We start from the raw sequence: 24,883 nt of genomic DNA on the forward strand, positions 1-24,883 counted from the left end.
ACGCCGCAGGGCCGGCCGTCCGGCCGGCTGTGCGGCGGGGCGGCCCCGTCCGGCGGCTGTACGGGCGGCGCGGCTTCGAGTGCGCGTCCGAGGGCCCGATCGACGTCAACCTGCATCGTCCCCCCCCACTCCCCGAAAGGCTGTTTCGTGACCAGTCCGCACCGGGCCGCCGTGCTCGGCTCGCCGATCGCCCACTCGCTCTCGCCCGCTCTGCACCGGGCCGGTTATGCCGCGCTCGGCCTGAGCGGGTGGCGCTATGACCGGTACGAGGTTGACGAGGCCGGGCTGGAGGCGTTCGTCACCGGGCTGGACGCCACGTGGGCGGGCCTGTCGCTGACCATGCCGCTGAAGCGGGCGATCCTGCCGCTGCTGGACATCGTCAGCGACACCGCGCGGGCCGTGGACGCCGTCAACACCGTGGTGTTCGGGCCGGACGGGCGGCGGCACGGTGACAACACGGATGTGCCCGGGCTGGTCAACGCGCTGCGGGAGCGCGGCGTCGAGCGGGTCGGGTCGGCGGCGGTGCTGGGGGCCGGGGCCACTGCCTCGTCGGCGCTGGCGGCGCTCGGGCAGATCTGCGACGGTGAGGTCACGGTGTACCTGCGCAGTGCCGAACGGGCTGCCGAGATGCGGGAGTTGGGGGAGAGGCTCGGGGTGGCGGTGCGCACCGCCGACTGGGCGGACTCGGCGCGGGCGCTGGCCGGGCCGCTGACTGTCTCCACCACGCCGGTCGGTGCCACCGACGGTTTCGCGGCGCAGCTGACCGGTACCCCCGGGGTGCTGTTCGACGTGCTGTACCACCCGTGGCCGACCGCGCTGGCCGCCGCCTGCCTGGAGCGCGGCGGCACGGTGCTGGGCGGGCTGGACCTGCTGGTGCATCAGGCGGTGCTGCAGTTCGAGCGGTTCACCGGCGTCGAGCGAGGCCCGCTTGCTGAGATGCGAGCCGCGGGCGAGGCGGCGCTGGCGTCCTGAGCTGCGGCTTCGGCACGGCGATTGCGGACGTTCGCTGTCCGCCACGCGGACCGGGCGCCCGGAGGACCCGCGGACGTGAAAGGATCGGTGCTTGCCCCGTCGCGCTCCGCGGCCGGGCAGGACGAGACGCCGGACCGGCCGCCGTTCACGGCGTGCGGGCCGCTGACGAAGGAGCTTTTCGGTGGGTAGCTTGCGCTGGCTGACGGCGGGGGAGTCGCACGGCCCCGCTCTGGTCGCGACGCTGGAGGGCCTGCCGGCCGGAGTGCCGGTCACCACCGCCATGGTGGCCGACGCGCTGGCCCGCCGGCGGCTCGGCTATGGTCGCGGCGCCCGGATGAAGTTCGAGCAGGACGAGGTGACCTTCCTCGGCGGTGTCCGGCACGGCGAGACCATGGGCTCGCCGGTGGCGATCATGGTCGGCAACACCGAGTGGCCGAAGTGGGAGCAGGTCATGTCGGCCGACCCGGTCGATCCCGAGGTGCTCGCGGGCCTGGCCCGCAACGAGCCGCTGACCCGCCCCCGCCCGGGCCACGCGGACCTGGCCGGCATGCAGAAGTACTCGATCGACGAGGCCCGGCCGATCCTGGAGCGCGCCAGCGCCCGGGAGACCGCGGCCCGGGTCGCGCTCGGCGCGGTCGCCCGCTCCTACCTGAAGGAGACCTGCGGCATCGAGATCGTCAGCCACGTGGTGGAGCTGGCCGCCGCCAAGGCCCCGGCCGGGGTGCTGCCGCTGCCCGCCGACGAGGCCCGGCTGGACGAGGACCCGGTGCGCTGCCTGGACGCCGACGCGTCGAAGGCGATGGTGGCCGAGATCGACCAGGCCCACAAGGACGGCGACACCCTGGGCGGCGTGGTCGAGGTGCTGGCGTACGGGGTGCCGGTCGGCCTCGGTTCGCACGTGCACTGGGATCGCCGCCTGGACGCCCGCCTCGCCGCCGCACTGATGGGCATTCAGGCGATCAAGGGCGTCGAGGTCGGTGACGGCTTCGAGCTGGCCCGGATCCCCGGTTCCCAGGCGCACGACGAGATCCTGCCGACCCCCGAGGGCGTCAAGCGCGCCAGCGGCCGCTCCGGCGGCACCGAGGGCGGCCTGTCCACCGGCGAGCTGCTGCGCGTCCGGGCCGCGATGAAGCCGATCGCGACCGTCCCGCGCGCCCTGCAGACGCTGGACGTGCGTACCGGCGAGCCCGCGAAGGCGCACCACCAGCGTTCCGACGTGTGCGCCGTCCCGGCGGCCGGCATCGTCGCGGAGGCGATGGTGGCGCTGGTGCTGGCCGACGCGGTGGCGGAGAAGTTCGGCGGCGACAACGTCTCCGAGACCCGTCGCAACGTGCAGTCGTACCTCGACAACCTGATCGTCCGATGAGCACCCCGGCTGTTGTGCTGGTCGGCCCGCCCGGCAGTGGCAAGTCCACCGTCGGGCGGGTCCTCGCGGAGCGGCTCGGCCTGCCGTTCCGCGACACCGACGAGGACATCGAACGGACGGCCGGCAAGCCCATCCCGGAGATCTTCGTGGACGAGGGCGAGCCGCACTTCCGGCGACTGGAACGCGAGGCCGTCGCAGCCGCCGCCGCGGACCACCCCGGCGTGCTCGCGCTCGGCGGCGGCGCCGTGATGGCCCCCGCCACGCGTGAACTGCTCGCCCCGCTGCCCGTGGTGTTCCTGGAGGTCGCGCTGGCCGACGCGGTCAAGCGGGTCGGCCTGGACGCCCCCCGTCCGCTGCTCGCGGTCAACCCCCGGGCCCGCTGGCGCGAGCTGATGGAGGCCCGCCGCCCGCTGTACCTGGAGGTCGCCACCGCCGTGGTCGACACCGAGGGGCGCACCCCCGAGCAGGTCGCCGACGCCGTACTCGAAGCACTGGAGCTGAAGAACCCCTGTGAGTGAGCGAAGCGAACGAGCCAATTGGACCGGCTGTTGTCACGAAGTGACCGCCGAGCGAAGCGAAGGTGGGAGCAATGAGTGACATCGTTCGGATTGCTGTCGCGGGCAGTGACGGCCACGCCCCGTACGAGGTGCTGATCGGGCACCAGCTGCTCGGCGAACTCGCCCCGCTGATCGGCCCGAAGGCCAAGCGCGTCGCGATCATCCACCCGGAGGCGCTGGAGGCCACCGGCGAGGCGATCCGCGAGGACCTGGTCGACCAGGGCTACGAGGCGATCGTCCTGCAGGTCCCGAACGCCGAGGACGCCAAGAGCGCCGAGGTCGCCGCGTACTGCTGGTCGGTGCTCGGCCAGACCGGCTTCACCCGCAGCGATGTGATCGTCGGCCTGGGTGGCGGCTCGACCACCGACCTGGCGGGCTTCGTCGCCGCCACCTGGCTGCGCGGGGTGCGCTGGATCTCGGTGCCCACCACGCTGCTCGGCATGGTGGACGCCGCGGTCGGCGGCAAGACCGGCATCAACATCGCCGAGGGCAAGAACATGGTCGGCGCCTTCCACCCGCCCGCGGGCGTGCTGGCCGACCTCGGCACCCTGGAGACCCTCGGCAAGCACGACTACGTCTCCGGCCTGGCCGAGGTGATCAAGGCCGGCTTCATCGCCGACCCGGTGATCCTCGACCTGATCGAGCAGGATCCGGCGGCCGCCACCACCCCCGCGGGCCCGCACACCCTGGAGCTCATCCGGCGGGCCATCCAGGTCAAGGCCGACGTGGTCTCCGGCGACCTCAAGGAGTCCGGCCGCCGGGAGATCCTCAACTACGGCCACACCCTCGGCCACGCCATCGAACGCAACGAGCGCTACAAATGGCGGCACGGCGCGGCGATCTCCATCGGCATGGTGTTCGCCGCCGAACTCGGCCGCCTGGCCGGGCGGTTGGACGACGCCACCGCCGACCGGCACCGCACCGTGCTGGCCTCGGTCGGCCTGCCGCTCAGCTACCGGGCGGACGCCTGGCCGAAGCTGCTGGACGCCATGAAGATCGACAAGAAGTCCCGCGGCGACCTGCTGCGCTTCATCGTCCTGGACGGTCTCGCCAAGACCTCCGTGCTGGAAGGCCCCGACCCGTCGCTGCTGGTCGCCGCGTACGCGGAGGTCTCCGGATGACCGCCCCCGTCCCGGTGCTGGTGCTGAACGGCCCCAACCTGGGCCGGCTGGGCTCCCGCGAACCCGACGTGTACGGCTCCACCTCGTACACGGGGCTGGTCGCACGCTGTGCCGCACTGGGTGCGCAGCTCGGTCTCGCTGTGGAGGTCAGGGAGACCAACTCCGAGGCGGAGATGGTCGGTTGGCTGCACCAGGCGGCGGACGCCAAGACACCCGTGGTGATCAACCCCGGTGCGTTCACCCACTACTCGTACGCGATGCGGGACGCCGCGGCGCAGCGCACCGCCCCGCTGATCGAGGTGCACATCTCCAACCCGTACAGCCGCGAGACCTTCCGGCACACCTCGGTCATCGCCGCGGTCGCCTCCGGCACCATCGCGGGCTTCGGCCTCGGCTCGTACGAACTCGCCCTGCGGGCGCTGGCCGAACAGTTGACCACCCGCTGAGCGCTGCGCGGCCCGGTGGCGGACTTGTGCCCGCCACCGGGCCGACGTGTACATTCGGCGCAGGGAGGTGACGGTGAGCCAGTACGCGCAGAGCCACCATCCGGGGGGCCAGGTGCCACCCCGCCCGGGGACGCCCCCGTATCCGACGGCCCCTCAACAGCCGTACCCCGCACCGGCACTGCCCGCCACCCAGGCCATCCCCACCCTCGGACCGATCGCCACCCGCCCCGACCGGCCGACCGTCCCGCTCAAGGCCGTCGCGCCCGGCGGTACCGGGCACTTCCTGCTCCCCAGCGGCGGCACCGTCCAACTCCCCGCCGCGCCACCGCCGATGCCCGCACCGGCAGCCCCGCTGCCCGTCGGACCGATCGCCGTCCTGCTGATCGGCGCGGCCGGCGCCGGCAAGACCACCGTCGCCCGCTACTGGGCCGAGCGCCGCCCCACCCCCACCGCGCACATCAGCCTCGACGACGTCCGCGAATGGGTCCAGGCCGGGTTCGCCAACCCGCAGTCCGGCTGGAACACCGCCTCCGAGGCCCAGTACCGCCTCGCCCGCCGCACCTGCGGCTTCGCCTGCCGCAACTACCTTGCCAACGGCATCTCCTGCATCATCGACGACGCCGTCTTCCCCGACCGCCCCGCGATCGGCCTCGGCGGCTGGAAACGCCACATCGGCCCCGGCATGATCCCCGTCGTCCTGCTCCCCGGCCTCGACCGCGTCCTCGCCCGCAACGCCCAACGCTCCGGCAACCGCCGCCTCTCCGACGACGAAGTCGCCCGCATCCACGGCCGCATGGCCGGCTGGCGCACCTCCGGCCTCCCCATCATCGACAACTCCAACCTCACCGTCCCCGAGACGGCCGCGGCGCTCGACCAGGCGATCCTGAGCCGGCTGCACCAACGCTGACCCCCTGCGGGGAGCTCCCTCCACCCGACCACACGACCCGAGACGAGCACAGCGCGAGGCCGCCCGGGGCAAACCGGCTGTGCGGGGGCTGTGGTGCGGGGTTTCCGCTGCGCGGAGGTTCGGCGGCCGGGGCCTTGGTTGTGTGGGTCTCTGCCGCATGGGTCTCTGCTGTGCAGGTTCTCCTCGTGCGGGCGTCCGCCGCGCGCTTGTGCTGGGTGGGGTGGTTGCGTCGCGGGTGGGCGGTGGGCCTCTGGGGTGAAGGGGTGTCGGTGGGGGCGGGGAGAATAGGGGGGTTGGACGGGATCGATCGAGGAGTTGACGCGGGTGCCCGAGGGGCATGTGGTGCATCGGTTGGCCGGGTTGAACGGGGAGCTGTTCGGGGGGCGGGCGGTGCGGGTTTCTTCGCCGCAGGGGCGGTTCGGGGAGGGGGCCGGGCTGCTGGACGGGCGGGTGCTGGACGTGGCGGAGGCGCACGGGAAGCATCTGTTCCTGGGGTTCGGGGACGACTGGCTGCATGTGCATCTGGGGTTGTACGGGAAGTACGAGTTCGGGGTGGGGGAGGCCCCGGAGCCGGTCGGGCAGGTGCGGTTGCGGATGGAGAACGAGAGCGGGTTCGCGGATCTGCGGGGCCCGACGGCGTGCGAGGTGATCACGCCGGGGGAGAAGGCGGCGTTGCACCGGCGGCTCGGGCCGGATCCGTTGCGGCCGGGCGAGGTGGGGGACGCCGCGTGGCAGCGGATCTCGCGGAGCGGGACGACGATCGCGGCGCTGCTGATGGACCAGAAGGTGCTGGCGGGTGTCGGCAATGTGTACCGGGCGGAGGTGCTGTTCCGGCTGGGTATCAGTCCGCACCGGGCGGGCCGTGATCTGCGTCGCGCCGAGTGGGACGCGATCTGGGCGGATCTGGTGGCGCTGATGCGTGAGGGGGTCGCGGCGGGGCGGATCGACACCGTCCGGCCGGAGCACACGCCGGAGGCGATGGGGCGTCCGCCGCGGGTGGACGACCACGGTGGTGAGGTGTATGTGTACCGGCGGCAGGACCAGCCCTGCCTGGTCTGTGAAACCCCGGTGCGGACCGAGGAGTTGGCGGCCCGGAACCTGTTCTGGTGCCCGCGCTGCCAGCAGTCCTGACGGGCCGTCATCACGGAGGGTAATGACAAAGCCTTGACGCAAGGTTGACCGGCCCTTGGGCGAGGGCCCCGGAGCGCGCTACCTATTGTCGGGTCCATGCCCGTGCAACCGTTCCGGGGCCCGCGCCCGACCCCGGCCCTTCCGGTCCTGCCGTACCGCAAGCCCACCAAGGGCCGCGACTACTGGGTGCTGGACGACGTCCTCCCGGACCCGGACGCGGTGCGCGCCCGGCACCTGGCCCGCACCGACTGGGACGAGGGGTACCCGCACAAGCCGGAGTCCTGGCCGGGGCTGCGGGCGATGCCCGGCCTGGAGCCGGACGAGTTGGCACACGTCGAGAAGCTGGTGCGGGAGACCGTGCAGGTGCCGCGGATCTGGGCGCTGAGCGAGGCCGAGGGCGGCACGTTCAACCACAACTGCGTGCAGGTGGTGGGGGCGGGGGAGTGCGAGCCGCGCCCGCACACCGATTCGCGTTCGCTGTGCCGCTACGCCGCCGTGCTGTACCTCAACCCGAACGTGCCGAAGCGGTGCGGGACGAGTTTCTACCGGCAGAGCCTGCCCGGGGGCCGGCTCGGCGGGAACACCGTGGTCGCCCCGCACAACAACCTGGTGGACGCGCTCGGCACCCGTTTCGTCCCGCCGGACTCGTTCACCGAGGACCTGGCCGTCCCGCACCGCTACAACCGGCTGCTGCTGTACACCGCCAACCTGATGCACACCGCCACCGAGTACTACGGCGCCACGCTGGACGAGAAGCGGATGACCTGCGTGTTCTTCTGGATGGCGTGACGCGCCGTCAACCGGCCGGGTGGGAGTGATCTGCGACACCCGCGGACGGGTCCGGTCTTGCCGCTGCGCCCGGGGCGGTTCTACGGTGGTCGGGCCGTGGTGTTCGGGAAGCCGGTGCACTGTGCCCGTCACAGGAGTCCGGAGCGGCCCTCGCCACTGTGATCGGGGAGTCGTCGGCTCCCACCTCGTGCCACTGGCCGTTCGCGGCCGGGAAGGCCGGGCGCCGACGCCGAACACCCCGTCAGCCAGGAGACCGGCCACGGCATCTCACGAAGTGATCCACGAGGTGCTGGAGCGTGATGCGCGGATGACCGCGTCCGATTCGACCATGCCCGGAAACGTCCCGGGCTCCCCTCTTCCTGCTTTCCGCTGGCGTCGCGAGGACACCTGGCGCACGGCCGGCCTGATGGCGGTGATCCTGGCCCTGCACGTGGCGGCGTTCGGGACGCTGCTGTTCCTGGTGGTGCCGGAGAAGTACCAGGTGGGTACCCAGGTGTTCGGGGTGGGCCTGGGCATCACCGCCTACACCCTGGGCATGCGGCACGCCTTCGACGCCGACCACATCGCGGTGATCGACAACACCACCCGCAAGCTGATGGCGGACGGCCGCCGGCCGGTCTCGGTGGGCTTCTGGTTCGCCCTCGGGCACTCCTCGATGGTGGTGCTGATGGCCGCGCTGGTGGCCGGCGGGGCCGCGCTGGCGGGCACGCTGATGGACAAGGACTCGACGACCCATCAGGTGCTGGGCACCATCGGCACCACCGCCTCGGGGGCGTTCCTGTACCTGATCGCGGCGCTCAACCTGGTGGCCCTGCTGGGCATTCTGCGGGTGTTCCGGGCGATGCGGGCCGGCGTGTACGACGAGGCCGAGCTGGAGAAGCACCTGAACTCCCGGGGCTTCCTGGCCCGGGTGCTGAACCGGGCGACCCGGTCGATCACCCGGCCCGGCCAGATGTTCCCGGTGGGCATGGTGCTGGGCCTGGGCTTCGACACCGCCACCGAGGTCACTCTGATGGTGATGGCGGGTTCGGGCGCGGCGTCCGGCGTGCCCTGGTACGCGATCGCCTGCATGCCGCTGCTGTTCGCGGCCGGGATGAGCCTGTTCGACACCCTGGACGGCACGTTCATGAACTTCGCCTACCAGTGGGCGTTCTCCAACCCCGTCCGCAAGGTGTACTACAACCTGACCATCACGGGGCTGTCGATCGCAGTGGCCTTCGTGATCGGCACCATCGAGCTGGTCACGGTGCTGCACGACAAGTTCGGGCTGGACGATCCGGTGTCCGGCTGGATCGCCGGACTGAGCCTGGACAACGTGGGTTTCGTGATCGTCGGCCTGTTCGTGGTGGTGTGGGCGGCGGCGATCGGCTACTGGCGGATCGCCCGCCGTTCCAAGGCGTTCTCCGGAGCGGGCACGTTCTGACGGAACGTCAACCGGCGGCCAGGATCAGCGTTCCGGCGACGGCCAGCCCGGCGCCGACCACCTGGACCCGCAGCAGGCGTTCCTTGAGCAGGCCGCGCGCCATCAGCGCCGTCACCACCGGGTAGAGCGAGGCCAGCACCGCCGCCACCGCGACCGAGCCCAGCTGGGTGGCGGCGGTGTACAGGCCGTTCGCGGCCACGTCGGCGACGCCGACGGCGGTCAGCGAGGGCAACGAACGGGCCGCGCCGCGCAGTTCGAGCGGCTCCCGGCCGGCGGCGGCGGCCAGCATGCCGATGCCGACCACCGCGTTGGTCAGTCGTTGCACGCACAGCGTCAGCAGCAGGCCGCCGTCGGCGCCGGCGTGCCCGATCAGGGCGAGCGCCGCGCCGAACGCGAACGCGGCGGAGAGGGTGAGGACCAGGACCCGGCGGCTCACGGCCGGTCCGCCGCGCTGCGGGCCGCCGGCCAGCGCGACCCCGGAGATCGCCACCAGGATCCCCAACCCCTGGACGGCGCCCGGCCGTTCACCGAGGAACAGGCCCACCCCGATCGGCACCAGCACGCCGACGGTGGCCAGCGGCGACACCACGCCCATCGGCCCGAGCGCCAGCGCCCGGTAGAAGGCGAGCAGCGCGATGGGCCCGATCACCCCGGCCGCGACGGCGTACCAGAGCGCGGGCCCGGCGTCCGTCCAGCCGCCGGTGGCGGTGACGGCCAGTACGAGGACCAGGGCCGCCGCGGTCTGCGAGAGCACCACCACGCCGAGCGCGGGCAGGCGGCGGGTGATCGCGCCGCCGCCGTAGTCGGCGACGCCCCAGAGCAGGCTGGCGAGCAGCGCGAAGGCGGCGCTCATGAGGGCGTCGGGCGGGGAGCGGGGGGCAGCATGATGGACTCCGCAGTACAGTCGGTGGATCTGTCCTGCCGCCGCAGCATAGTTCAGCCAACTGAACCGACCCAACTAAAATATTGGACTCAAGCGTGCCGGAACCCGATCTCGTCACCCAGGCCCTCGCCCGCAACCTCAAGCGGCTGCGCACCGAGCGCGGCCACACCCTGGACGCCCTCGCGGCCCGCTCCGGCGTCAGTCGCGGCATGGTGGTCCAGATCGAGCAGGCCCGCACCAACCCCAGTGTCGGCACCGTGGTCCGGCTCGCCGACGCCCTCGGCGTCTCGATCGCCCGACTGCTCGACTACGACGAGACCTCGGTGGTGCGGATCATCCCCGCCGAGGAGGCCGTGCGGCTGTGGAGCGGCCCGGAGGGCGGCAGCGGCATCCTGCTGAACGGCATCGAGGCCCCCGGCCCGCTGGAGCTGTGGACCTGGCACCTGCGGCCCGGCGAGACCCACGCCTCCGACCCGCACCCGGCCGGCACCGTCGAGATCGCCCGGATCGACGAGGGCGAACTCACCCTGGTCCTCGACGGCCGCGCCCACCTCATCCCGGCCGGCTCCACCGCCTCCTACGAGGCCGGCACCGCCCACAGCTATCGCAACGAGGGCACCACCGACTGCCGCCTCACCCTGGTGGTCTCCGTCCCGGCGCCGGCCGGCAAGTGACACCGGGCAAGTGCCACCGGCCCAGCGGCGCCGGGCAGGCGACACCCGGCAGGTGGCGCCCGGCGGCGGTTGAGCACGGCGAAGGGCCCCGGGAGTTCGCCGACTCCCGGGGCCCTCGCACGCCGGTGCTCAGCGGGTCTCGCGGAACTCCACGTGCCGCCCCGCCACCGGGTCGAACTTCCGCAGGGCGATCCGGTCGGGGTTGTTCCGCCGGTTCTTGCGAGTCACGTAGCTGAAGCCCGTCCCCGCCGTGGACCGGAGCGTGATCACCGGTCGCAGCTCGCTGCGCGCCATCTCGAACCTCCCAATCCCGGCAACGATTGCCGTTTTCAGGTGGCCACAACGCTTCCCCGGCCCGTCGCATTCCCGCCCACGATCGGGCCCGTCCCGACGGGCGGCCCCCCGGAGCGGTTCGTAGGCTCGGAGACATGTCCGACGCGCACGCCGCCCGACGCGAACGCCTCCGCGAGTACTGCAGCGCCTCCGGAGCCGATGCCGCGCTGATCACGCGCGCCGCCAACGTCCGCTACCTCGCGGGCTGTCCGCCGTGCGGTGCCGCGCTGCTGCTCACCCGGGAACGCGCGGTGCTGGCGCTGCCGCAGGACGTGCCGCCCGAGGAGTCGGTCGAGCGCGAGGTGGACGAGGAGGTGACGCGGCTGTCGGCGCCCGCCGAGACGGACGCCGCGGTCGCCGCCGCCGAGGCCGCCGCCCGGCTGCGGGTGCGGGACCTCGCCGTCGAGGAGCACGACCTGACGGTCGCCCGGCACCGCGCGGTCGCCCGCGAGGTCGAGCCCGCCCGGCTGCTCGACCTGGACCGGGCGGTGGAGCGGCTGCGGGTGGTCAAGGACGAGCACGAGCTCGCCGACCTGCGGATCGCCGCCGAGATCGCCGACCAGGCGCTCGGCGAGCTGCTCGAATCGATCCTGGTCGGCCGCACCGAACGCCACCTGGCGATGGAACTGGAGCGCCGGATGATCGACCACGGCGCCGACCGGGCCGCCTTCCCGGTCTCGGTCGGCACCGGCAGCCACTCCGGCCTGGAGCGCCACCAGCCCACCGACCGCCGGGTCGAGGAGGGCGATTTCCTCACCGTCGCCCTGGGCGCGCAGTACCGCGGCTACGGCATCTCGACCGCCCGCACCTTCGTGATCGGGGCCGCCCCCGCGTCCTGGCAGGTCGAGTTGCACCGCCTGGTCTTCCGGGCCCAGCGGGCCGGCCGGGAGGCGCTCGGGCCGGGCGTCGAGCAGCACGTCCCGGACGATGCGGCCCGGTCGATCCTGCAGGCCGCGGGCCACGGCGAGCACGCCGTCCACCCGCTCGGGCACGGCATCGGCCTGGAGATCAGGGAGGCTCCGCGCCTCGGGCCCGCCGACATGGGTAAACTGGACAATCGCGTGCCGGTCACCGTCGGTCCAGGAGTGCATCTCCCGGGTCGCGGCGGTGTCCGGATCGAGGACACGCTCGTGGTGCGGCCTCCCGAGGAGGGCGGGCCCGAGCTGCTCACCATCACCACCAAGGAGCTCCTCGCGCTGTAGCCCGACGGGCCGCGGCGGCGCTCTGCTTGGTGTTCTTTGACAGCGGACATATCAGGAGTAAGTGCGCCCGTGGCTACCACGAACGATCTCAAGAACGGCATGGTCCTCAAGCTGGACGGCGGCAAGCTCTGGTCCGTCGTCGAGTTCCAGCACGTCAAGCCCGGCAAGGGCCCGGCCTTCGTGCGCACCAAGCTGAAGGAGGTCCTCACCGGCAAGGTCGTCGAGAAGACCTTCAACGCGGGCATCAAGGTCGAGACCGCCAACGTCGACAAGCGGACCATGCAGTACTCCTACCGCGACGGCGACGCGTTCATCTTCATGGACATGGACACCTACGACCAGGTTCCGGTCGACTCCGCCACCGTCGGCGACGCCGCCAAGTACCTGCTGGAGGGCTTCGAGGCCCTGGTCGCGCAGAACGAGGGCGTCCCGCTGTACATCGAGCTCCCCGCCGCGGTCGAGCTGGTCATCTCCGAGACCGAGCCGGGCCTGCAGGGCGACCGCTCCACCGGTGGCACCAAGCCCGCCACCCTGGAGACCGGCGCCGAGATCCAGGTGCCGCTGTTCGTCACCACCGGCGAGAAGGTCAAGGTCGACACCCGCGACGGCAGCTACCTCGGCCGGGTCAAGTAATCGTGGCCGCTGCTCGCAGCAAGGCCCGCACCCGGGCCTTCCAGATCCTGTTCGAGGCGGACCACCGCGGCGTGGCCCCCGAGCGGGTGCTCGCCGACTGGATCGCGCGGGCGCGCGACCCCCGTCCGGACGAGGGCATTCCGCAGGTCGCGGAGTACACCATGCAGCTGGTCGAGGGCTACGCGCAGCACGCGCGCACCATCGACGACCTGATCTCCACCTACGCGGTGGGCTGGACGCTCGACCGGATGCCGATCGCCGACCGCAACGTGCTCCGGCTCGGCACCTACGAGCTGATCTGGGAGGACGGCACCCCCGACGCGGTCGTCCTGGACGAGGCCGTCGAGATCGCCAAGGAGTACTCCACGGACGAGTCGCCGGCCTTCGTGAACGGCCTGCTCGCCCGCTTCCTGGAGCTCAAGCCGACCATTCGTCGCTGAGCCCCGTACTGCCTGTTCGAAGGCCGTCGGACCTGTTGGTCCGGCGGCCTTCGCGCGTAAGCTACCGGCAAGTAATGTGTTTTGGCGTCTGCACGAAAGGGCGGCCTCAGCCATGCCGGAGACCACCAGCGAGTTCGACCGGGGCATCGCGCTCACCCCGCACCCCGACGAGCCCGGCCGCTACGACGGCGAACTCGGCGACGGCTGGCAGATCGGCGGCGGCGTCAACGGCGGACTGCTGCTCGCCTTCGCCGCGCACGCCCTCGCCCTGGAGGCCGGGCCCGGCCACCCGCACCCGCTGACCGTCAGCGGCACCTACGTCTCGCCGTCCCGCCCCGGCCCGGCCACCGTCCGCACCGAGATCATGCGCCGCGGCCGCACCCTGGCCACCGGCAGCGCGATCCTCTCCCAGGACGGCGAGGAGCGGCTGCGGGTCACCGCCGCCTTCACCGACCTCGCCACCCTCGACGGCGAGGTCGCCACCACCGCCCTGCCGCCCGTGATGCCCGCCCCCGAGCAGTGCATAGGGATCGAGCTCGCGCCCAGGGAACTCATCGCCCAGGCCGCCCTGCTGGAGCGCCTCGACCTGCGCCTGGACCCGGCCACCGTCGGCTGGGCGCTCGGCCGGCCGACCAAGGAGGGCCGCATCCAGGGCTGGTTCCGGCTCGCCGACGGCCGCGCCGCCGACCCGCTCTCGCTGCTGCTCACCGCCGACGCGCTGCCCCCGGTCACCTTCGACCTGGGCCGCCCCGGCTGGGCCCCCACCATCGAACTGACCGTCCACCTGCGGGCGTTGCCCGCCGCCGGCTGGCTGCGGGTCTCGCACGCCACCCGTAACCTGGCCGGCGGCTACTTCGAGGAGGACTGCGAGATCTGGGACGAGGACGGCCGCCTGGTCGCCCAGTCCCGCCAGCTCGCCAAGACCCCGCGCTGACCGGGGGCCGGCTCGGGGCAGGTCAGCGGCGGGGGTCGACCAGGATCTTGACGGCCGTCTCGTTGTGGTGGATGAGGGTCTCGAAGCCTTCGGTGACGAGGTGGTCCAGCCCGATCGTCTTGGTGATGAACGGCGCCAGGTCGATCCGTCCCTCCTGCACCAGCTTGATGGTCTGCGGGTGGGAGTTGACGTAGGCGATGGTGCCGCGCAGATCGACCTCCTTGAGGACGAGCTTCTGCATGTCGAGCGACGCCGGCTTGCCCCAGATCGAGATGACGGTGATCACCCCACCCGGCTTGATCGCGTCGAACAGCGTGTCGAGGACAGCGCTCACGGACGTCGCCTCGAACGCGACGTCCGCGCCCCGGCCCGCGGTGAGGCGGCGGACCTCCTCGACGACATCGGTGGCGGCCGGGTCGATGACGTGGTCGGCGGCCTTGGAGTCCAGCGCCTTCTGCCGGCGCAGCGAGCTGAGTTCGGAGACCGCGACCTCGACGCCCATCGCCTTGAGCACCGCGCAGGTGAGCAGCCCGATCGGTCCGGCGCCGCCGACCAGGGCGAAGTCGCCGGCCTTCGCGCCCGAGCGCTGGAACGCGTGGTACCCGACCGACAGCGGCTCGATCAGGGCCGCCTGGTCCAGTGGGAGGTCGCCGACCGGGTGCACCCACCGGCGCTCGACGACGATCTTCTCGGCGAGTCCGCCACCGCGCCCGGCCAGGCCGATGAAGTTCATGTCGGGCGACAGGTGGTAGACCGGGTTGCTCTCGCCGGTGTCGACGTCGGGGCGCAGGATGTAGGGCTCGACGACGACGCGGTCGCCCGGCTTCAGGTCGTCGACGCCCTCGCCCACCGTGTACACGACGCCGGACATCTCATGTCCGAGCGTCACGGGGGCACTCTCGCCCGAGACCGGGTGCGGGTGGCCGGCGGGCGGGACGAAGATCGGTCCGTCGAGGTATTCGTGCAGGTCGGTGCCGCAGATCCCGCAGTAGGCGACGTCGATGCCCACTGTGCCCGGCCGGACGGCGGGCTCCGCGATGTCTTCGATCCGGATGTCGCCGCGGTCGTAGTAGCGTGCAGCCTTCACTGGAAACCGCTCCTTCGGCTGGTTTCGGCTCACGGCCGCGGCGTCGCGCCCCGTCGTGAGCCGGGGCCCGTCGCAGCGCGGCCCCGTGCGGTCAATAGTCAAAACCTTGCGCCACCGGGCCCGGATCGGCCTCCCGGGCCGCCCGGCGCCCTCCGGCCCCATCTCGGCGGGCCACACCACGGACTTGACGGTCGGTTGCAGAGTTGTGACAGCCCGTGTGTGTGGGACGGGTGTGGGAGGGGAGAAGTCGGTCAGCAGTTGCTCGACCGAGATCCCCGGGAGCCACCGATGTCCAGGAACAGCCGCCGGCCGCGCCGTTGCGGTGCCGAGTCCTCGCGCCGCAGCGACGAGGCGTTCGTCACCGGGATCCTGACCGACGAGGCCGACTTCGCCCGGGCGCGGGAGTGGCAGCTCACCGACGCGCCGGACTACGGCACCTACCTGCGCGAGACCGCCGGACTGCTGGCCGAGGCGGTGGAGGGGTACGCGACGGTCCGGGCCCGGATGTTCCACCCGGACGACTTCGCGGACTACTGCCTGCTGCACGGCCTCGACCCGGCCGAACAGGCCGCCCGGGACGGCTACCTGGTCAACCCGCCGCTGCAGACCCAGCTGGTCACCTACCGCGGCGAGGAGCTCGCCGACTTCGTGCCCCGCCTGGTCCGGGCCCGCGAGGGCGGCCTGACGCTGCGCCACGCCGACCTGGTGATGGACGGCGCGCTGTGCGCGGCGATGGGGGTACCGGCCGGCCGCCAGGGCTGGGGGAAGGCGGCCGCCGATCCGCGGGTGCGCTGGACGTACCAGCAGGCCTCCGAGGTGTTCCGCCGGGTGCTGGTCGGCGCCGGCTGCGGGGCGTACGAGTTCCGGGTCGCGGTGGACGCCCCCGGCGGGCCGCTGGAGGCGCACGCCCGGGTGCTGCACTGGGAGGACGGCGCGGTCCGGATCAACGACGAGGACCTCGACCTGATCACGGCGGTGCTCTGCGCGGGCCTGTACGGCGAACTGCCCGGCGCCGCGGTGCTGCACGGGACGCAGGGCTCCGGCGCGCTGTGCGGCGAGTACCGGCAGGTCGCCTGGGCCTGGCGCAGCACCGGCTTCGACTGGACGCCGGCCGAGCTCGCGGTGCACGGCGTCCCGGCCGGCCCGGGCTTCAGCCTCGGCACCGTGGTCTGAGCATGCGACAGCGGGGCGGGCGGCCGGAGAATCGGCCACCCGCCCCGCTGTGACGTTTCTTCAGAGCGAACGCCCCGAGCGCCGGGATCAGCTCGCGTCGTCCTCGCGGACGGCGCGGCGCGCGTCCGGGTTCAGCACGCCCCAGCTGATCAGCTGCTCGGTGAGGATCGAGGGGGACTGGTCGTAGATGACGGCGAGGGTGCGCAGGTCGTCCTGGCGGATCGAGAGGATCTTGCCGTTGTAGTCGCCGCGCTGCGACTGGATGGTCGCGGCGTAGCGCTGCAGCGGGCCGGCCTTCTCGGACGGAACCTGAGTCAGCCGCTCCAGGTCCAGCACCAGGCGCGGCGGCGGCTCGGCCGCGCCGCCCGGGGTGCCGCCGGGCAGCAGCTCCTGCACCGGGACGCCGTAGAAATCGGCCAGCTCGGCGAGGCGCTGCACCGTGACCGCGCGGTCGCCGCGCTCGTAGGAGCCGACCACGACGGCCTTCCAGCGGCCCGTGGACTTCTCCTCCACGCCGTGCAGGGAGAGATTCTGCTGAGTGCGGATCGCCCGGAGCTTGGCCCCGAGCTGCTTTGCATAGTCGCTGGACATGGATCTCCCCGGACGAGATTGCTTCGCGTGCACTGAATGGGAGCGACGAGGCTCGCTGCGGAGCACGTTCGTAACTCACTGTGAGGTTACGTAGAGTGAGGGTGGCGCGTCAAGCCGAATGGGGCACTCGTGCGAACGTGTGCCGAGCGGGCCGAGATCAGCGCACTGCTACGATGAGCAAGGTTCTGGCTGCGGCCGGAAACCCTTCCCGACATCCTTTAAGACCCGTCCCGTGAGGCGGGGAAGGAGGTCCGCTTCGGCATGACCACACCCAGTTCCGCCCCCCGCGCCCCGCACCAGGTGCTGGACGCCACCGACGTCGCCCGGGTCGTCACCCGGATCGCCCACGAGATCGTGGAACGCGCCAAGGGCGCCGAGGACGTCGTACTCCTGGGCATCCACACCCGCGGCGTCCACCTGGCCCGCCGGCTGCGCGCCAAGCTGACCCAGATCACCGGCCGGGAGATCCCGTTCGGCACCCTGGACATCACCATGTACCGGGACGACCTGCGGCTGAAGCCCGCCCGGGCCCTGGAGCACACCGAGATCCCCGCCGAGGGCATCGACGGCAAGCTGGTGATCCTGGTCGACGACGTGCTGTTCTCCGGCCGCACCATCCGGGCCGCACTCGACGCGCTCGGCGACATCGGCCGCCCGCGCGCCGTGCAGCTGGCTGTCCTGGTCGACCGCGGGCACCGCGAACTCCCGATCCGCGCCGACTACGTGGGCAAGAACCTGCCCACCTCCCTGCGCGAGGCCGTGCAGGTCCAGCTCTCCGAGACCGACGGCCGCGACGCCGTCCTGCTCGGCGACCGCGACTACGCCGCCCGCTCCTCCCAGGCTCTTGCCGCCGATCCCCAGCTCCCGGAGTAAACCCGCGTGAAGCGCCACCTCGTCTCCGCCGCCGACCTCAGCCGCGACGACGCGCTGCTGATCCTGGACACCGCCGAGGAGCTCGCCCAGCTCTCCGGCCGGGCCGTCAAGAAGCTCCCCACGCTGCGCGGCCGCACCGTCGTCAACCTGTTCTTCGAGGACTCCACCCGCACCAAGACCTCCTTCGAGGTCGCCGAGAAGCGGCTGTCCGCGGACGTCATCAACTTCTCCGCCAAGGGCTCCTCGGTCTCCAAGGGCGAGAGCCTCAAGGACACCGCGCTGACCCTGCAGGCGATGGGCGCCGACGCCGTCGTGATCCGCCACCACGCCTCCGGCGCCGCCGCCCGCCTGGCCGGCTCCGACTGGCTGCACGGCAGCGTGATCAACGCCGGCGACGGCACCCACGAGCACCCCACCCAGGCGCTGCTCGACGCGTTCACCATGCGCCGCCACCTCAACCCCGGCCCCGGCCGCGACCTGGCCGGCCGGAAGATCGCCATCGTCGGCGACATCCTGCACAGCCGGGTCGCCCGCTCCAACGTGCACCTGCTGACCACGCTCGGCGCCGAGGTCACCTTCGTCGCCCCGCCGACGCTGCTGCCGATCGGCATCGAAACCTGGCCCTGCCAGGTCTCCTACGACCTGGACGCGGTGCTGCCGAAGGTCGACGCCGTGATGATGCTGCGGGTGCAGCGCGAGCGGATGAACGCCGCGTTCTTCCCCACCGAGCGCGAGTACTCGCGCCGCTACGGCCTGGACGGGCTGCGCCTCGCCACCATGCCGGAGCACGCCATCGTGATGCACCCCGGCCCGATGGTCCGCGGCATGGAGATCACCGCCGACGTCGCCGACTCGCCGCGCTGCACCGTGGTCGAGCAGGTCGCCAACGGCGTCTCGGTCCGGATGGCCGTCCTTTACCTGCTGCTCGGCGGAGCGGTCTTCGCCGATGGCTCAGCCGATGCAGCCCGCACCACCGAAACCCCGGAGGCCGCCCAGTGACCACCTACCTGATCCGCAACGCCCAGATCCTCGGCGGCGCCCCCCAGGACATCCACCTCGTGGACGGCGTGTTCGCCGCGATCGGCGAGAACCTCGACGTGCAGGCCGACATCGAGATCGATGCCACCGGCCTGATCGCCCTGCCCGGCCTGGTCGACCTGCACACCCACCTGCGCGAGCCCGGCCGCGAGGACGCCGAGACGGTGCTGACCGGCACCCAGGCCGCCGCCATGGGCGGGTACACCGCGGTGCACGCGATGGCCAACACCTTCCCGGTCGCCGACACCGCCGGCGTGGTCGAGCAGGTCTGGCGGCTCGGCCAGGAGTACGGCTACTGCGACGTGCAGCCGGTCGGCGCCGTCACCGTCGGCCTGGAGGGCAAGCAGCTCGCCGAGCTCGGCGCGATGCACGACTCCGCCGCCGGGGTGCGGGTGTTCTCCGACGACGGCAAGTGCGTGGACGACGCGGTGATCATGCGCCGCGCGCTGGAGTACGTGAAGGCCTTCGACGGCGTGGTCGCCCAGCACGCCCAGGAACCGCGGCTGACCGCCGGCGCCCAGATGAACGAGGGCCTGGTCTCCGGCGAGCTGGGCCTGGGCGGCTGGCCCGCCGTCGCCGAGGAGTCGATCATCGCCCGGGACGTGCTGCTGGCCGCGCACGTCGGCTCCCGGGTGCACATCTGCCACCTGTCCACGGCCGGCTCGGTGGAGATCGTCCGCTGGGCCAAGGGCAAGGGCTGGAACGTCACCGCCGAGGTCACCCCGCACCACCTGCTGCTCACCGACGAACTCGTCCGCAGCTACGACCCGGTGTACAAGGTCAACCCGCCGCTGCGCACCGCCGCGGACGTCGAGGCGCTGCGCGAGGCGCTGGCCGACGGCACCATCGACGCCGTCGCCACCGACCACGCCCCGCACCCGGCGGAGGACAAGGACTGCGAGTGGGCGGTCGCCGCGATGGGCATGGTCGGCCTGGAGACCGCGCTGTCGGTCGTGCAGCAGACCATGGTCGAGACCGGCCTGCTGAACTGGGAGGGCGTCGCGGACCGGATGTCGCACCGCCCGGCCCGGATCGGGCGGCTGACTGGCCACGGACGTCCGGTCTCGGTGGGTGAGCCCGCCAACCTGGTGCTCTTCGATCCCGCGTACCGTGGTGTCGTGAACCCCGACACCTTCGCCACCCGTTCCCGCAACAGCCCCTACAAGGGCATGGACCTGCCCGGACGGGTGCACGCCACCTTCCTGCGCGGCGAGGCCACCGTCCTCGCGGGCGAACTGGTCGAGCGCTGATGCTGCTCGCCACCGAGAAGGGCCACGTGACCGACTGGCCCGGATACATCGGTGCGACGGTCGGCCTGCTGATCCTGATCGCGCTGGTGTACTGGCTGATGCGCCAGGGCTGGAACTGGCGCCGGACCACACAGTCCGACCTGCCGGAACTGCCTGCGGTGCCCGCGCAGCCGGGTGAGGCCCTACTGGCCGGCCCCGGCCGGTACCACGGCTCCACCACCGCCGGGAACTGGCTGGACCGGGTCGTCGCGCACGGCCTGGGCACCCGCAGCCTGGCCGAGCTCACCCTCACCGAGCAGGGCCTGCTGGCCCGCCGCCCCGGCGCGGACGACCTGTGGATCCCCGCCGAGGCGCTCACCGGCGCCCGCACCGACTCCGGCATCGCCGGCAAGGTGGTCCCCTCGGGCCTGCTGGTGATCGGCTGGACCGTCGGGGAGCGGGAGTTGGAAAGCGGTTTCCGGTTGGACGCCGCCGCCGAGCACGACGCCTGGGTCGAGGCCGTCGAGGCACTGGTAACACGTACGAGCACGAAGAAGACGGAAGAGGCCGCGACATGACCGCACCTGCCCCCACCACGCAGCGCACCAGGCGGGAGCGAGTGCCCGCCGTGCTCGTCCTGGAGGACGGCCGGACCTTCCGCGGCCAGGCCTACGGCGCGGTCGGCGAGACCTTCGGCGAGGCGGTCTTCAACACCGGCATGTCCGGCTACCAGGAGACCCTGACCGACCCGTCGTACCACCGCCAGGTGGTCGTGATGACGGCCCCGCAGATCGGCAACACCGGCTGGAACGACGAGGACGACGAGTCGCAGCAGATCTGGGTGGCCGGCTACGTGGTCCGCGACCCCTCCCGGGTCGCCTCCAACTGGCGCGCCAAGCGCTCGCTGGACGAGGAGCTGGAGCGCCAGGGCGTCGTCGGCATCAGCGGGATCGACACCCGCGCGCTCACCCGCCACCTGCGCGAGCGCGGCGCGATGCGGGTCGGCATCTTCTCCGGCCCGGCCGTGCAGGACCAGGCCACGCTGCTGGCCAAGGTGCAGCAGGCCCCCGAGATGAAGGGCGCCGACCTGTGCGCCGAGGTCGCCACCAAGGAGACCTACGTCGTCCCCGCGATCGGTGAGAAGAAGTTCACCGTCGCCGCCCTCGACCTCGGCATCAAGGGCATGACCCCGCAGCGGATGGCCGAGCGCGGCATCGAGGTGCACGTGCTGCCGGCCAACTCCACCGCCGAGGACATCTACGCGGTGCAGCCCGACGGCGTGTTCTTCTCCAACGGCCCGGGCGACCCGGCCACCGCCGACCGGCAGGTCGAGGTGCTGCGCGAGGTGCTGGCCAAGAAGACCCCGTTCTTCGGCATCTGCTTCGGCAACCAGATCCTCGGCCGGGCCCTCGGGTTCGGCACCTACAAGCTCAAGTACGGCCACCGCGGCATCAACCAGCCGGTGCAGGACCGCACCACCGGCAAGGTCGAGGTGACCGCCCACAACCACGGCTTCGCCGTGAACGCGCCGCTGGACAAGGTGAGCGACACCCCCTTCGGGCGGGTCGAGGTCTCCCACGTCTGCCTCAACGACGACGTGGTCGAGGGCCTGCAGGCACTCGACATTCCCGCCTTCAGCGTGCAGTACCACCCCGAAGCGGCAGCCGGCCCGCACGACGCCGCCTACCTCTTCGACCGTTTCGTCGAGCTCATGCGAGACGACATCAAGCACAGCGTGAGCATTATGGAGGCCCAGCGTGCCTAAGCGCACCGACATCAAGTCCGTCCTGGTGATCGGCTCCGGCCCCATCGTCATCGGCCAGGCGGCGGAGTTCGACTACTCGGGTACGCAGGCCTGCCGGGTGCTCAAGGCCGAGGGGCTGCGGGTCATCCTGGTCAACTCCAACCCGGCGACCATCATGACCGACCCGGAGATCGCCGACGCCACCTACGTCGAGCCGATCACCCCGGAGTTCGTCGAGAAGATCATCGCCAAGGAGCGCCCCGACGCGCTGCTGCCCACCCTCGGCGGCCAGACCGCGCTGAACACCGCGATCTCCCTGCACAAGGCCGGCACCCTCGAAAAGTACGACGTCGAGCTGATCGGCGCCGACGTCGAGGCGATCAACAAGGGCGAGGACCGCGAGCTGTTCAAGGGCGTGGTCGAGGCCGTCAACGCCAAGATCGGCCACGGCGAGTCCGCCCGCTCGGTGATCTGCCACTCCATGGAGGACGTGCTCGCCGGCGTCGAGACCCTCGGCGGCTACCCGGTCGTGGTCCGCCCGTCCTTCACCATGGGCGGCGCCGGCTCCGGCTTCGCGCACGACGAGGAGGACCTGCGCCGCATCGCCGGCCAGGGCCTGGCCCTCTCGCCGACCACCGAGGTGCTCCTGGAGGAGTCCATCCTCGGCTGGAAGGAGTACGAGCTGGAGCTGATGCGCGACAAGCACGACAACGTCGTGGTGGTCTGCTCGATCGAGAACTTCGACCCGATGGGCGTGCACACCGGTGACTCGATCACCGTCGCCCCGGCGATGACGCTCACCGACCGCGAGTACCAGATCCTGCGCGACATCGGCATCGCCGTGATCCGCGAGGTCGGCGTGGACACCGGCGGCTGCAACATCCAGTTCGCCGTCAACCCCGTCGACGGCCGGGTCATCGTCATCGAGATGAACCCGCGCGTGTCGCGGTCCTCCGCGCTGGCGTCGAAGGCCACCGGCTTCCCGATCGCCAAGATCGCCGCCAAGCTGGCCGTCGGCTACACGCTGGACGAGATCCCCAACGACATCACCGAGCAGACCCCGGCCTCCTTCGAGCCGACGCTCGACTACGTGGTCGTCAAGGTCCCGCGGTTCGCGTTCGAGAAGTTCCCGTCCGCCGACGCCACGCTGACCACCACCATGAAGTCGGTCGGCGAGGCCATGGCGATGGGCCGCAACTTCCCCGAGGCGCTGAACAAGGCGCTGCGCTCGCTGGAGAAGAAGGGCTCCCAGTTCACCTGGGTCGGGGAGGTGGGGGGCGGCAAGAGCAAGGACGAGCTGCTGGCGAAGGCCCAGATCCCCACCGACGGCCGGATCAACACCGTCATGGAGGCGATCCGGGCCGGCGCCACCCCCGAGGAGGTGTTCGCCGCCACCAAGATCGACCCGTGGTTCGTCGACCAGCTCTTCCTGATCAACGAGATCGCCGTCGAACTCGCCGAGGGCGACAAGCTCGACCCCGAGCTGCTGCGCCACGCCAAGCGGCACGGCTTCTCCGACCAGCAGATCGGCGAGATCCGCGGCCTGAAGGCCGACGTGGTCCGCGAGGTGCGGCACGCGCTCGGCATCCGCCCGGTGTTCAAGACCGTCGACACCTGCGCCGCCGAATTCGCCGCCAGGACCCCGTACTTCTACTCGTCCTACGACGAGGAGAACGAGGTCGCGCCGCGCACCAAGCCCGCCGTGATCATCCTGGGCTCCGGCCCGAACCGGATCGGCCAGGGCATCGAGTTCGACTACTCCTGCGTGCACGCCTCCTTCGCGCTCGCCGACGCCGGGTACGAGACCGTGATGGTCAACTGCAACCCGGAAACCGTCTCCACCGACTACGACACCTCCGACCGGCTGTACTTCGAGCCGCTCACCCTGGAGGACGTGCTGGAGATCGTCCACGCCGAGCAGCAGGCCGGACCGCTGGCCGGCGTCATCGTGCAGCTCGGCGGCCAGACCCCGCTGGGCCTGGCGCAGGCGCTCAAGGACAACGGCGTGCCGGTGGTCGGCACCTCGCCCGAGGCGATCCACCTCGCCGAGGAGCGCGGCGCGTTCGGCCGGGTGCTGAAGGACGCGGGCCTGCCCGCGCCCAAGCACGGCACCGCCTTCTCCTTCGACGAGGCCAAGGCCATCGCCGACGAGATCGGCTACCCCGTGCTGGCCCGCCCGTCCTACGTGCTCGGCGGCCGCGGCATGGAGATCGTCTACGACGAGGCCTCGCTCGCCTCCTACCTGGAGCGGCACGCCGGTCTGATCTCCGAGCACCCCGTGCTGATCGACCGTTTCCTGGACGACGCGGTCGAGATCGACGTGGACGCGCTGTACGACGGCGAGGAGCTGTACCTCGGCGGCGTCATGGAGCACATCGAGGAGGCCGGCATCCACTCCGGCGACTCGGCGTGCGCGCTGCCGCCGATCACCCTCGGCGGCTTCGACATCAAGCGGCTGCGCTCCGCAACCGAGGGCATCGCCAAGGGAGTTGGCGTCCGCGGACTGATCAACATCCAGTTCGCGCTGTCCGGCGACATCCTGTACGTGCTGGAGGCCAACCCGCGCGCCTCCCGCACCGTGCCGTTCACCTCCAAGGCCACCGCCGTGCCGCTGGCCAAGGCCGCCGCCCGGATCTCGCTCGGCGCCACCATCGCCGAGCTGCGCGCCGAGGGCCTGCTGCCCAAGGAGGGCGACGGCGGCACGCTGCCCGCCGACGCGCCGATCTCCGTCAAGGAGGCCGTGATGCCGTGGTCGCGCTTCCGCGACGTGCACGGCCGCGGCGTGGACACCGTGCTCGGCCCCGAGATGCGCTCCACCGGCGAGGTCATGGGCATCGACCGGGTCTTCGGCACCGCCTACGCGAAGTCCCAGACCGGCGGGTACGGCGCCCTGCCCACCAGCGGCAAGGTGTTCGTCTCGGTGGCCAACCGCGACAAGCGCAACCTGGTCTTCCCGGCCCGCGCGCTGGTCGGACTCGGCTTCGAACTGCTCGCCACCACCGGCACCGCCGAGGTCCTGCAGCGGGCCGGCATCCCCGCCACCGTGGTGCGCAAGCACTCCGAGGGCGAGGGCCCGAACGGCGAGAAGACCATCGTCCAGCTGATCCACGAGGGCGGCATCGACCTCATCATCAACACCCCGTACGGCACCGGCGGCCGCATGGACGGCTACGAGATCCGCACCGCCGCGGTCTCCCGCGCCGTCCCCTGCCTGACCACCGTGCAGGCGATGGGCGCGGCCGTGCAGGGCATCGACGCGCTGCACCGCGGCGAGGTCGGCGTGATGTCGCTGCAGGAGCACGCGGCGCTGATCAACTCCGGCCGCAACTAGGCCGAC

The 24,883-nt window shown here is 71.9% G+C and carries 25 protein-coding genes and 1 riboswitch; of the genes, 21 read left to right on the forward strand and 4 right to left on the reverse strand.

Annotated features, from left to right (window positions below; translation table 11 throughout):
* Positions 1–147: 147 nt before the first annotated feature.
* The 9 genes from ACZ6R9_RS26275 (at position 148) to nicT (ending at position 8,712) form a co-directional block, all read left to right on the forward strand.
* Entirely contained in the window at positions 148–972 is an 825-nt protein-coding gene (locus ACZ6R9_RS26275; protein ID WP_380488137.1) for a shikimate dehydrogenase, read from the forward strand.
* Positions 973–1,153: 181 nt separating this feature from the next.
* Positions 1,154–2,338 carry a chorismate synthase gene (gene aroC, locus ACZ6R9_RS26280; RefSeq protein ID WP_380488073.1) on the forward strand — a complete coding sequence of 395 codons (1,185 nt, stop codon included), beginning with the start codon at positions 1,154–1,156 and terminating at the stop codon, positions 2,336–2,338.
* The gene (locus ACZ6R9_RS26285; RefSeq protein ID WP_380488076.1) at positions 2,335–2,856 is read left to right on the forward strand and encodes a shikimate kinase; all 522 of its coding nucleotides are present in this window, start codon (positions 2,335–2,337) and stop codon (positions 2,854–2,856) included. Before aroC ends, ACZ6R9_RS26285 begins: the two co-directional genes overlap by 4 nt.
* A 71-nt stretch (positions 2,857–2,927) precedes the next feature.
* Complete coding sequence (gene aroB, locus ACZ6R9_RS26290; protein ID WP_380488078.1) at positions 2,928–4,016, forward strand: 3-dehydroquinate synthase; 1,089 nt, start codon at positions 2,928–2,930, stop codon at positions 4,014–4,016.
* Positions 4,013–4,462 (forward strand): type II 3-dehydroquinate dehydratase, encoded by a 450-nt coding sequence (aroQ, locus tag ACZ6R9_RS26295; RefSeq protein ID WP_380488080.1) that lies wholly within the window; start codon positions 4,013–4,015, stop codon positions 4,460–4,462. Before aroB ends, aroQ begins: the two co-directional genes overlap by 4 nt.
* A 73-nt stretch (positions 4,463–4,535) precedes the next feature.
* A complete protein-coding gene (locus ACZ6R9_RS26300) occupies positions 4,536–5,369 on the forward strand; it encodes an AAA family ATPase (protein WP_465540693.1) in 834 nt (277 codons plus the stop codon).
* A gap of 324 nt (positions 5,370–5,693) precedes the next feature.
* Positions 5,694–6,500: an Fpg/Nei family DNA glycosylase gene (locus ACZ6R9_RS26305; RefSeq protein WP_380488084.1), complete on the forward strand. Its 807-nt coding sequence runs from the start codon at positions 5,694–5,696 to the stop codon at positions 6,498–6,500.
* A gap of 96 nt (positions 6,501–6,596) precedes the next feature.
* Entirely contained in the window at positions 6,597–7,289 is a 693-nt protein-coding gene (locus ACZ6R9_RS26310; protein ID WP_380488085.1) for a DUF6445 family protein, read from the forward strand.
* Between the two features lie 80 nt (positions 7,290–7,369).
* Positions 7,370–7,565: riboswitch (cobalamin riboswitch) on the forward strand.
* Between the two features lie 52 nt (positions 7,566–7,617).
* A complete protein-coding gene (gene nicT / locus ACZ6R9_RS26315; protein WP_465540695.1) occupies positions 7,618–8,712 on the forward strand; it encodes a Nickel transporter NicT in 1,095 nt (364 codons plus the stop codon).
* A gap of 7 nt (positions 8,713–8,719) precedes the next feature.
* Here nicT and ACZ6R9_RS26320 read toward each other — a convergent pair whose 3' ends face one another.
* Positions 8,720–9,565 carry an EamA family transporter gene (locus tag ACZ6R9_RS26320; protein WP_465540696.1) on the reverse strand — a complete coding sequence of 282 codons (846 nt, stop codon included), beginning with the start codon at positions 9,563–9,565 and terminating at the stop codon, positions 8,720–8,722.
* A gap of 125 nt (positions 9,566–9,690) precedes the next feature.
* Between ACZ6R9_RS26320 and ACZ6R9_RS26325 the strand changes: the two genes are divergently transcribed.
* Complete coding sequence (locus ACZ6R9_RS26325; protein WP_380488091.1) at positions 9,691–10,269, forward strand: helix-turn-helix domain-containing protein; 579 nt, start codon at positions 9,691–9,693, stop codon at positions 10,267–10,269.
* A 129-nt stretch (positions 10,270–10,398) separates the two neighbouring features.
* On the opposite strand, the gene rpmG is transcribed toward ACZ6R9_RS26325, so the two are convergent.
* On the reverse strand, positions 10,399–10,563 hold the full coding sequence (rpmG, locus tag ACZ6R9_RS26330; protein ID WP_380488094.1) for a 50S ribosomal protein L33: 165 nt from the start codon (positions 10,561–10,563) through the stop codon (positions 10,399–10,401).
* Between the two features lie 134 nt (positions 10,564–10,697).
* On the opposite strand from rpmG, the gene ACZ6R9_RS26335 reads away from it, so the two are divergent.
* The 4 genes from ACZ6R9_RS26335 to ACZ6R9_RS26350 all read left to right on the forward strand — a co-directional run bounded on the left by ACZ6R9_RS26335 (position 10,698) and on the right by ACZ6R9_RS26350 (position 13,811).
* Positions 10,698–11,804 carry an aminopeptidase P family protein gene (locus ACZ6R9_RS26335; protein ID WP_465540698.1) on the forward strand — a complete coding sequence of 369 codons (1,107 nt, stop codon included), beginning with the start codon at positions 10,698–10,700 and terminating at the stop codon, positions 11,802–11,804.
* 69 nt (positions 11,805–11,873) lie between these two features.
* Complete coding sequence (gene efp, locus ACZ6R9_RS26340) at positions 11,874–12,437, forward strand: elongation factor P (protein ID WP_035859967.1); 564 nt, start codon at positions 11,874–11,876, stop codon at positions 12,435–12,437.
* Between the two features lie 2 nt (positions 12,438–12,439).
* A complete protein-coding gene (gene nusB / locus ACZ6R9_RS26345; protein ID WP_380488099.1) occupies positions 12,440–12,877 on the forward strand; it encodes a transcription antitermination factor NusB in 438 nt (145 codons plus the stop codon).
* Positions 12,878–12,989: 112 nt separating this feature from the next.
* Positions 12,990–13,811, forward strand: a complete 822-nt coding sequence (locus ACZ6R9_RS26350; protein WP_465540700.1) for a thioesterase family protein — start codon at positions 12,990–12,992, stop codon at positions 13,809–13,811.
* 22 nt (positions 13,812–13,833) lie between these two features.
* Here the strand turns inward: ACZ6R9_RS26350 and ACZ6R9_RS26355 are convergent, their stop codons facing one another.
* Complete coding sequence (locus tag ACZ6R9_RS26355) at positions 13,834–14,898, reverse strand: 2,3-butanediol dehydrogenase (RefSeq protein WP_465540702.1); 1,065 nt, start codon at positions 14,896–14,898, stop codon at positions 13,834–13,836.
* Positions 14,899–15,186: 288 nt separating this feature from the next.
* Between ACZ6R9_RS26355 and ACZ6R9_RS26360 the strand changes: the two genes are divergently transcribed.
* Positions 15,187–16,071: a hypothetical protein gene (locus ACZ6R9_RS26360; RefSeq protein WP_465540703.1), complete on the forward strand. Its 885-nt coding sequence runs from the start codon at positions 15,187–15,189 to the stop codon at positions 16,069–16,071.
* A gap of 87 nt (positions 16,072–16,158) precedes the next feature.
* On the opposite strand, the gene bldD is transcribed toward ACZ6R9_RS26360, so the two are convergent.
* Entirely contained in the window at positions 16,159–16,662 is a 504-nt protein-coding gene (gene bldD / locus ACZ6R9_RS26365; protein ID WP_380488108.1) for a transcriptional regulator BldD, read from the reverse strand.
* 261 nt (positions 16,663–16,923) lie between these two features.
* On the opposite strand from bldD, the gene pyrR reads away from it, so the two are divergent.
* Genes pyrR through carB form a run of 6 tightly spaced genes read left to right on the forward strand, consistent with a single transcriptional unit; the run spans position 16,924 to position 24,877 of the window.
* The gene (pyrR, locus tag ACZ6R9_RS26370; RefSeq protein ID WP_465540705.1) at positions 16,924–17,535 is read left to right on the forward strand and encodes a bifunctional pyr operon transcriptional regulator/uracil phosphoribosyltransferase PyrR; all 612 of its coding nucleotides are present in this window, start codon (positions 16,924–16,926) and stop codon (positions 17,533–17,535) included.
* Positions 17,536–17,541: 6 nt separating this feature from the next.
* Positions 17,542–18,534, forward strand: coding sequence for an aspartate carbamoyltransferase catalytic subunit (locus tag ACZ6R9_RS26375; protein ID WP_380488112.1), 993 nt, complete (start codon positions 17,542–17,544; stop codon positions 18,532–18,534).
* The gene (locus tag ACZ6R9_RS26380; protein ID WP_380488114.1) at positions 18,531–19,823 is read left to right on the forward strand and encodes a dihydroorotase; all 1,293 of its coding nucleotides are present in this window, start codon (positions 18,531–18,533) and stop codon (positions 19,821–19,823) included. The genes ACZ6R9_RS26375 and ACZ6R9_RS26380 overlap by 4 nt, the downstream gene beginning before the upstream one ends.
* Positions 19,823–20,380 carry a PH-like domain-containing protein gene (locus ACZ6R9_RS26385; RefSeq protein WP_380488115.1) on the forward strand — a complete coding sequence of 186 codons (558 nt, stop codon included), beginning with the start codon at positions 19,823–19,825 and terminating at the stop codon, positions 20,378–20,380. Before ACZ6R9_RS26380 ends, ACZ6R9_RS26385 begins: the two co-directional genes overlap by 1 nt.
* On the forward strand, positions 20,377–21,567 hold the full coding sequence (gene carA, locus ACZ6R9_RS26390) for a glutamine-hydrolyzing carbamoyl-phosphate synthase small subunit (RefSeq protein ID WP_380488117.1): 1,191 nt from the start codon (positions 20,377–20,379) through the stop codon (positions 21,565–21,567). Before ACZ6R9_RS26385 ends, carA begins: the two co-directional genes overlap by 4 nt.
* Entirely contained in the window at positions 21,560–24,877 is a 3,318-nt protein-coding gene (gene carB, locus ACZ6R9_RS26395) for a carbamoyl-phosphate synthase large subunit (protein ID WP_465540707.1), read from the forward strand. The genes carA and carB overlap by 8 nt, the downstream gene beginning before the upstream one ends.
* The last annotated feature ends 6 nt before the right edge of the window (positions 24,878–24,883 follow it).

This window comes from Kitasatospora sp. NPDC048662 (assembly GCF_055587065.1).

What these genes read in the sequence shown, in the direction of transcription:
- ACZ6R9_RS26285 (WP_380488076.1), top strand. Translation starts at nt 2,335, where the DNA reads ATGAGCACCCCGGCTGTTGTGCTGGTCGGCCCGCCCGGCAGTGGCAAG.
- aroB (WP_380488078.1), top strand. Translation starts at nt 2,928, where the DNA reads ATGAGTGACATCGTTCGGATTGCTGTCGCGGGCAGTGACGGCCACGCC.
- aroQ (WP_380488080.1), top strand. Translation starts at nt 4,013, where the DNA reads ATGACCGCCCCCGTCCCGGTGCTGGTGCTGAACGGCCCCAACCTGGGC.
- ACZ6R9_RS26310 (WP_380488085.1), top strand. Translation starts at nt 6,597, where the DNA reads ATGCCCGTGCAACCGTTCCGGGGCCCGCGCCCGACCCCGGCCCTTCCG.
- nicT (WP_465540695.1), top strand. Translation starts at nt 7,618, where the DNA reads ATGCCCGGAAACGTCCCGGGCTCCCCTCTTCCTGCTTTCCGCTGGCGT.
- ACZ6R9_RS26320 (WP_465540696.1), bottom strand. Translation starts at nt 9,565, where the DNA reads ATGAGCGCCGCCTTCGCGCTGCTCGCCAGCCTGCTCTGGGGCGTCGCC.
- rpmG (WP_380488094.1), bottom strand. Translation starts at nt 10,563, where the DNA reads ATGGCGCGCAGCGAGCTGCGACCGGTGATCACGCTCCGGTCCACGGCG.
- ACZ6R9_RS26335 (WP_465540698.1), top strand. Translation starts at nt 10,698, where the DNA reads ATGTCCGACGCGCACGCCGCCCGACGCGAACGCCTCCGCGAGTACTGC.
- ACZ6R9_RS26350 (WP_465540700.1), top strand. Translation starts at nt 12,990, where the DNA reads ATGCCGGAGACCACCAGCGAGTTCGACCGGGGCATCGCGCTCACCCCG.
- ACZ6R9_RS26360 (WP_465540703.1), top strand. Translation starts at nt 15,187, where the DNA reads ATGTCCAGGAACAGCCGCCGGCCGCGCCGTTGCGGTGCCGAGTCCTCG.
- bldD (WP_380488108.1), bottom strand. Translation starts at nt 16,662, where the DNA reads ATGTCCAGCGACTATGCAAAGCAGCTCGGGGCCAAGCTCCGGGCGATC.
- pyrR (WP_465540705.1), top strand. Translation starts at nt 16,924, where the DNA reads ATGACCACACCCAGTTCCGCCCCCCGCGCCCCGCACCAGGTGCTGGAC.
- ACZ6R9_RS26385 (WP_380488115.1), top strand. Translation starts at nt 19,823, where the DNA reads ATGCTGCTCGCCACCGAGAAGGGCCACGTGACCGACTGGCCCGGATAC.
- carA (WP_380488117.1), top strand. Translation starts at nt 20,377, where the DNA reads ATGACCGCACCTGCCCCCACCACGCAGCGCACCAGGCGGGAGCGAGTG.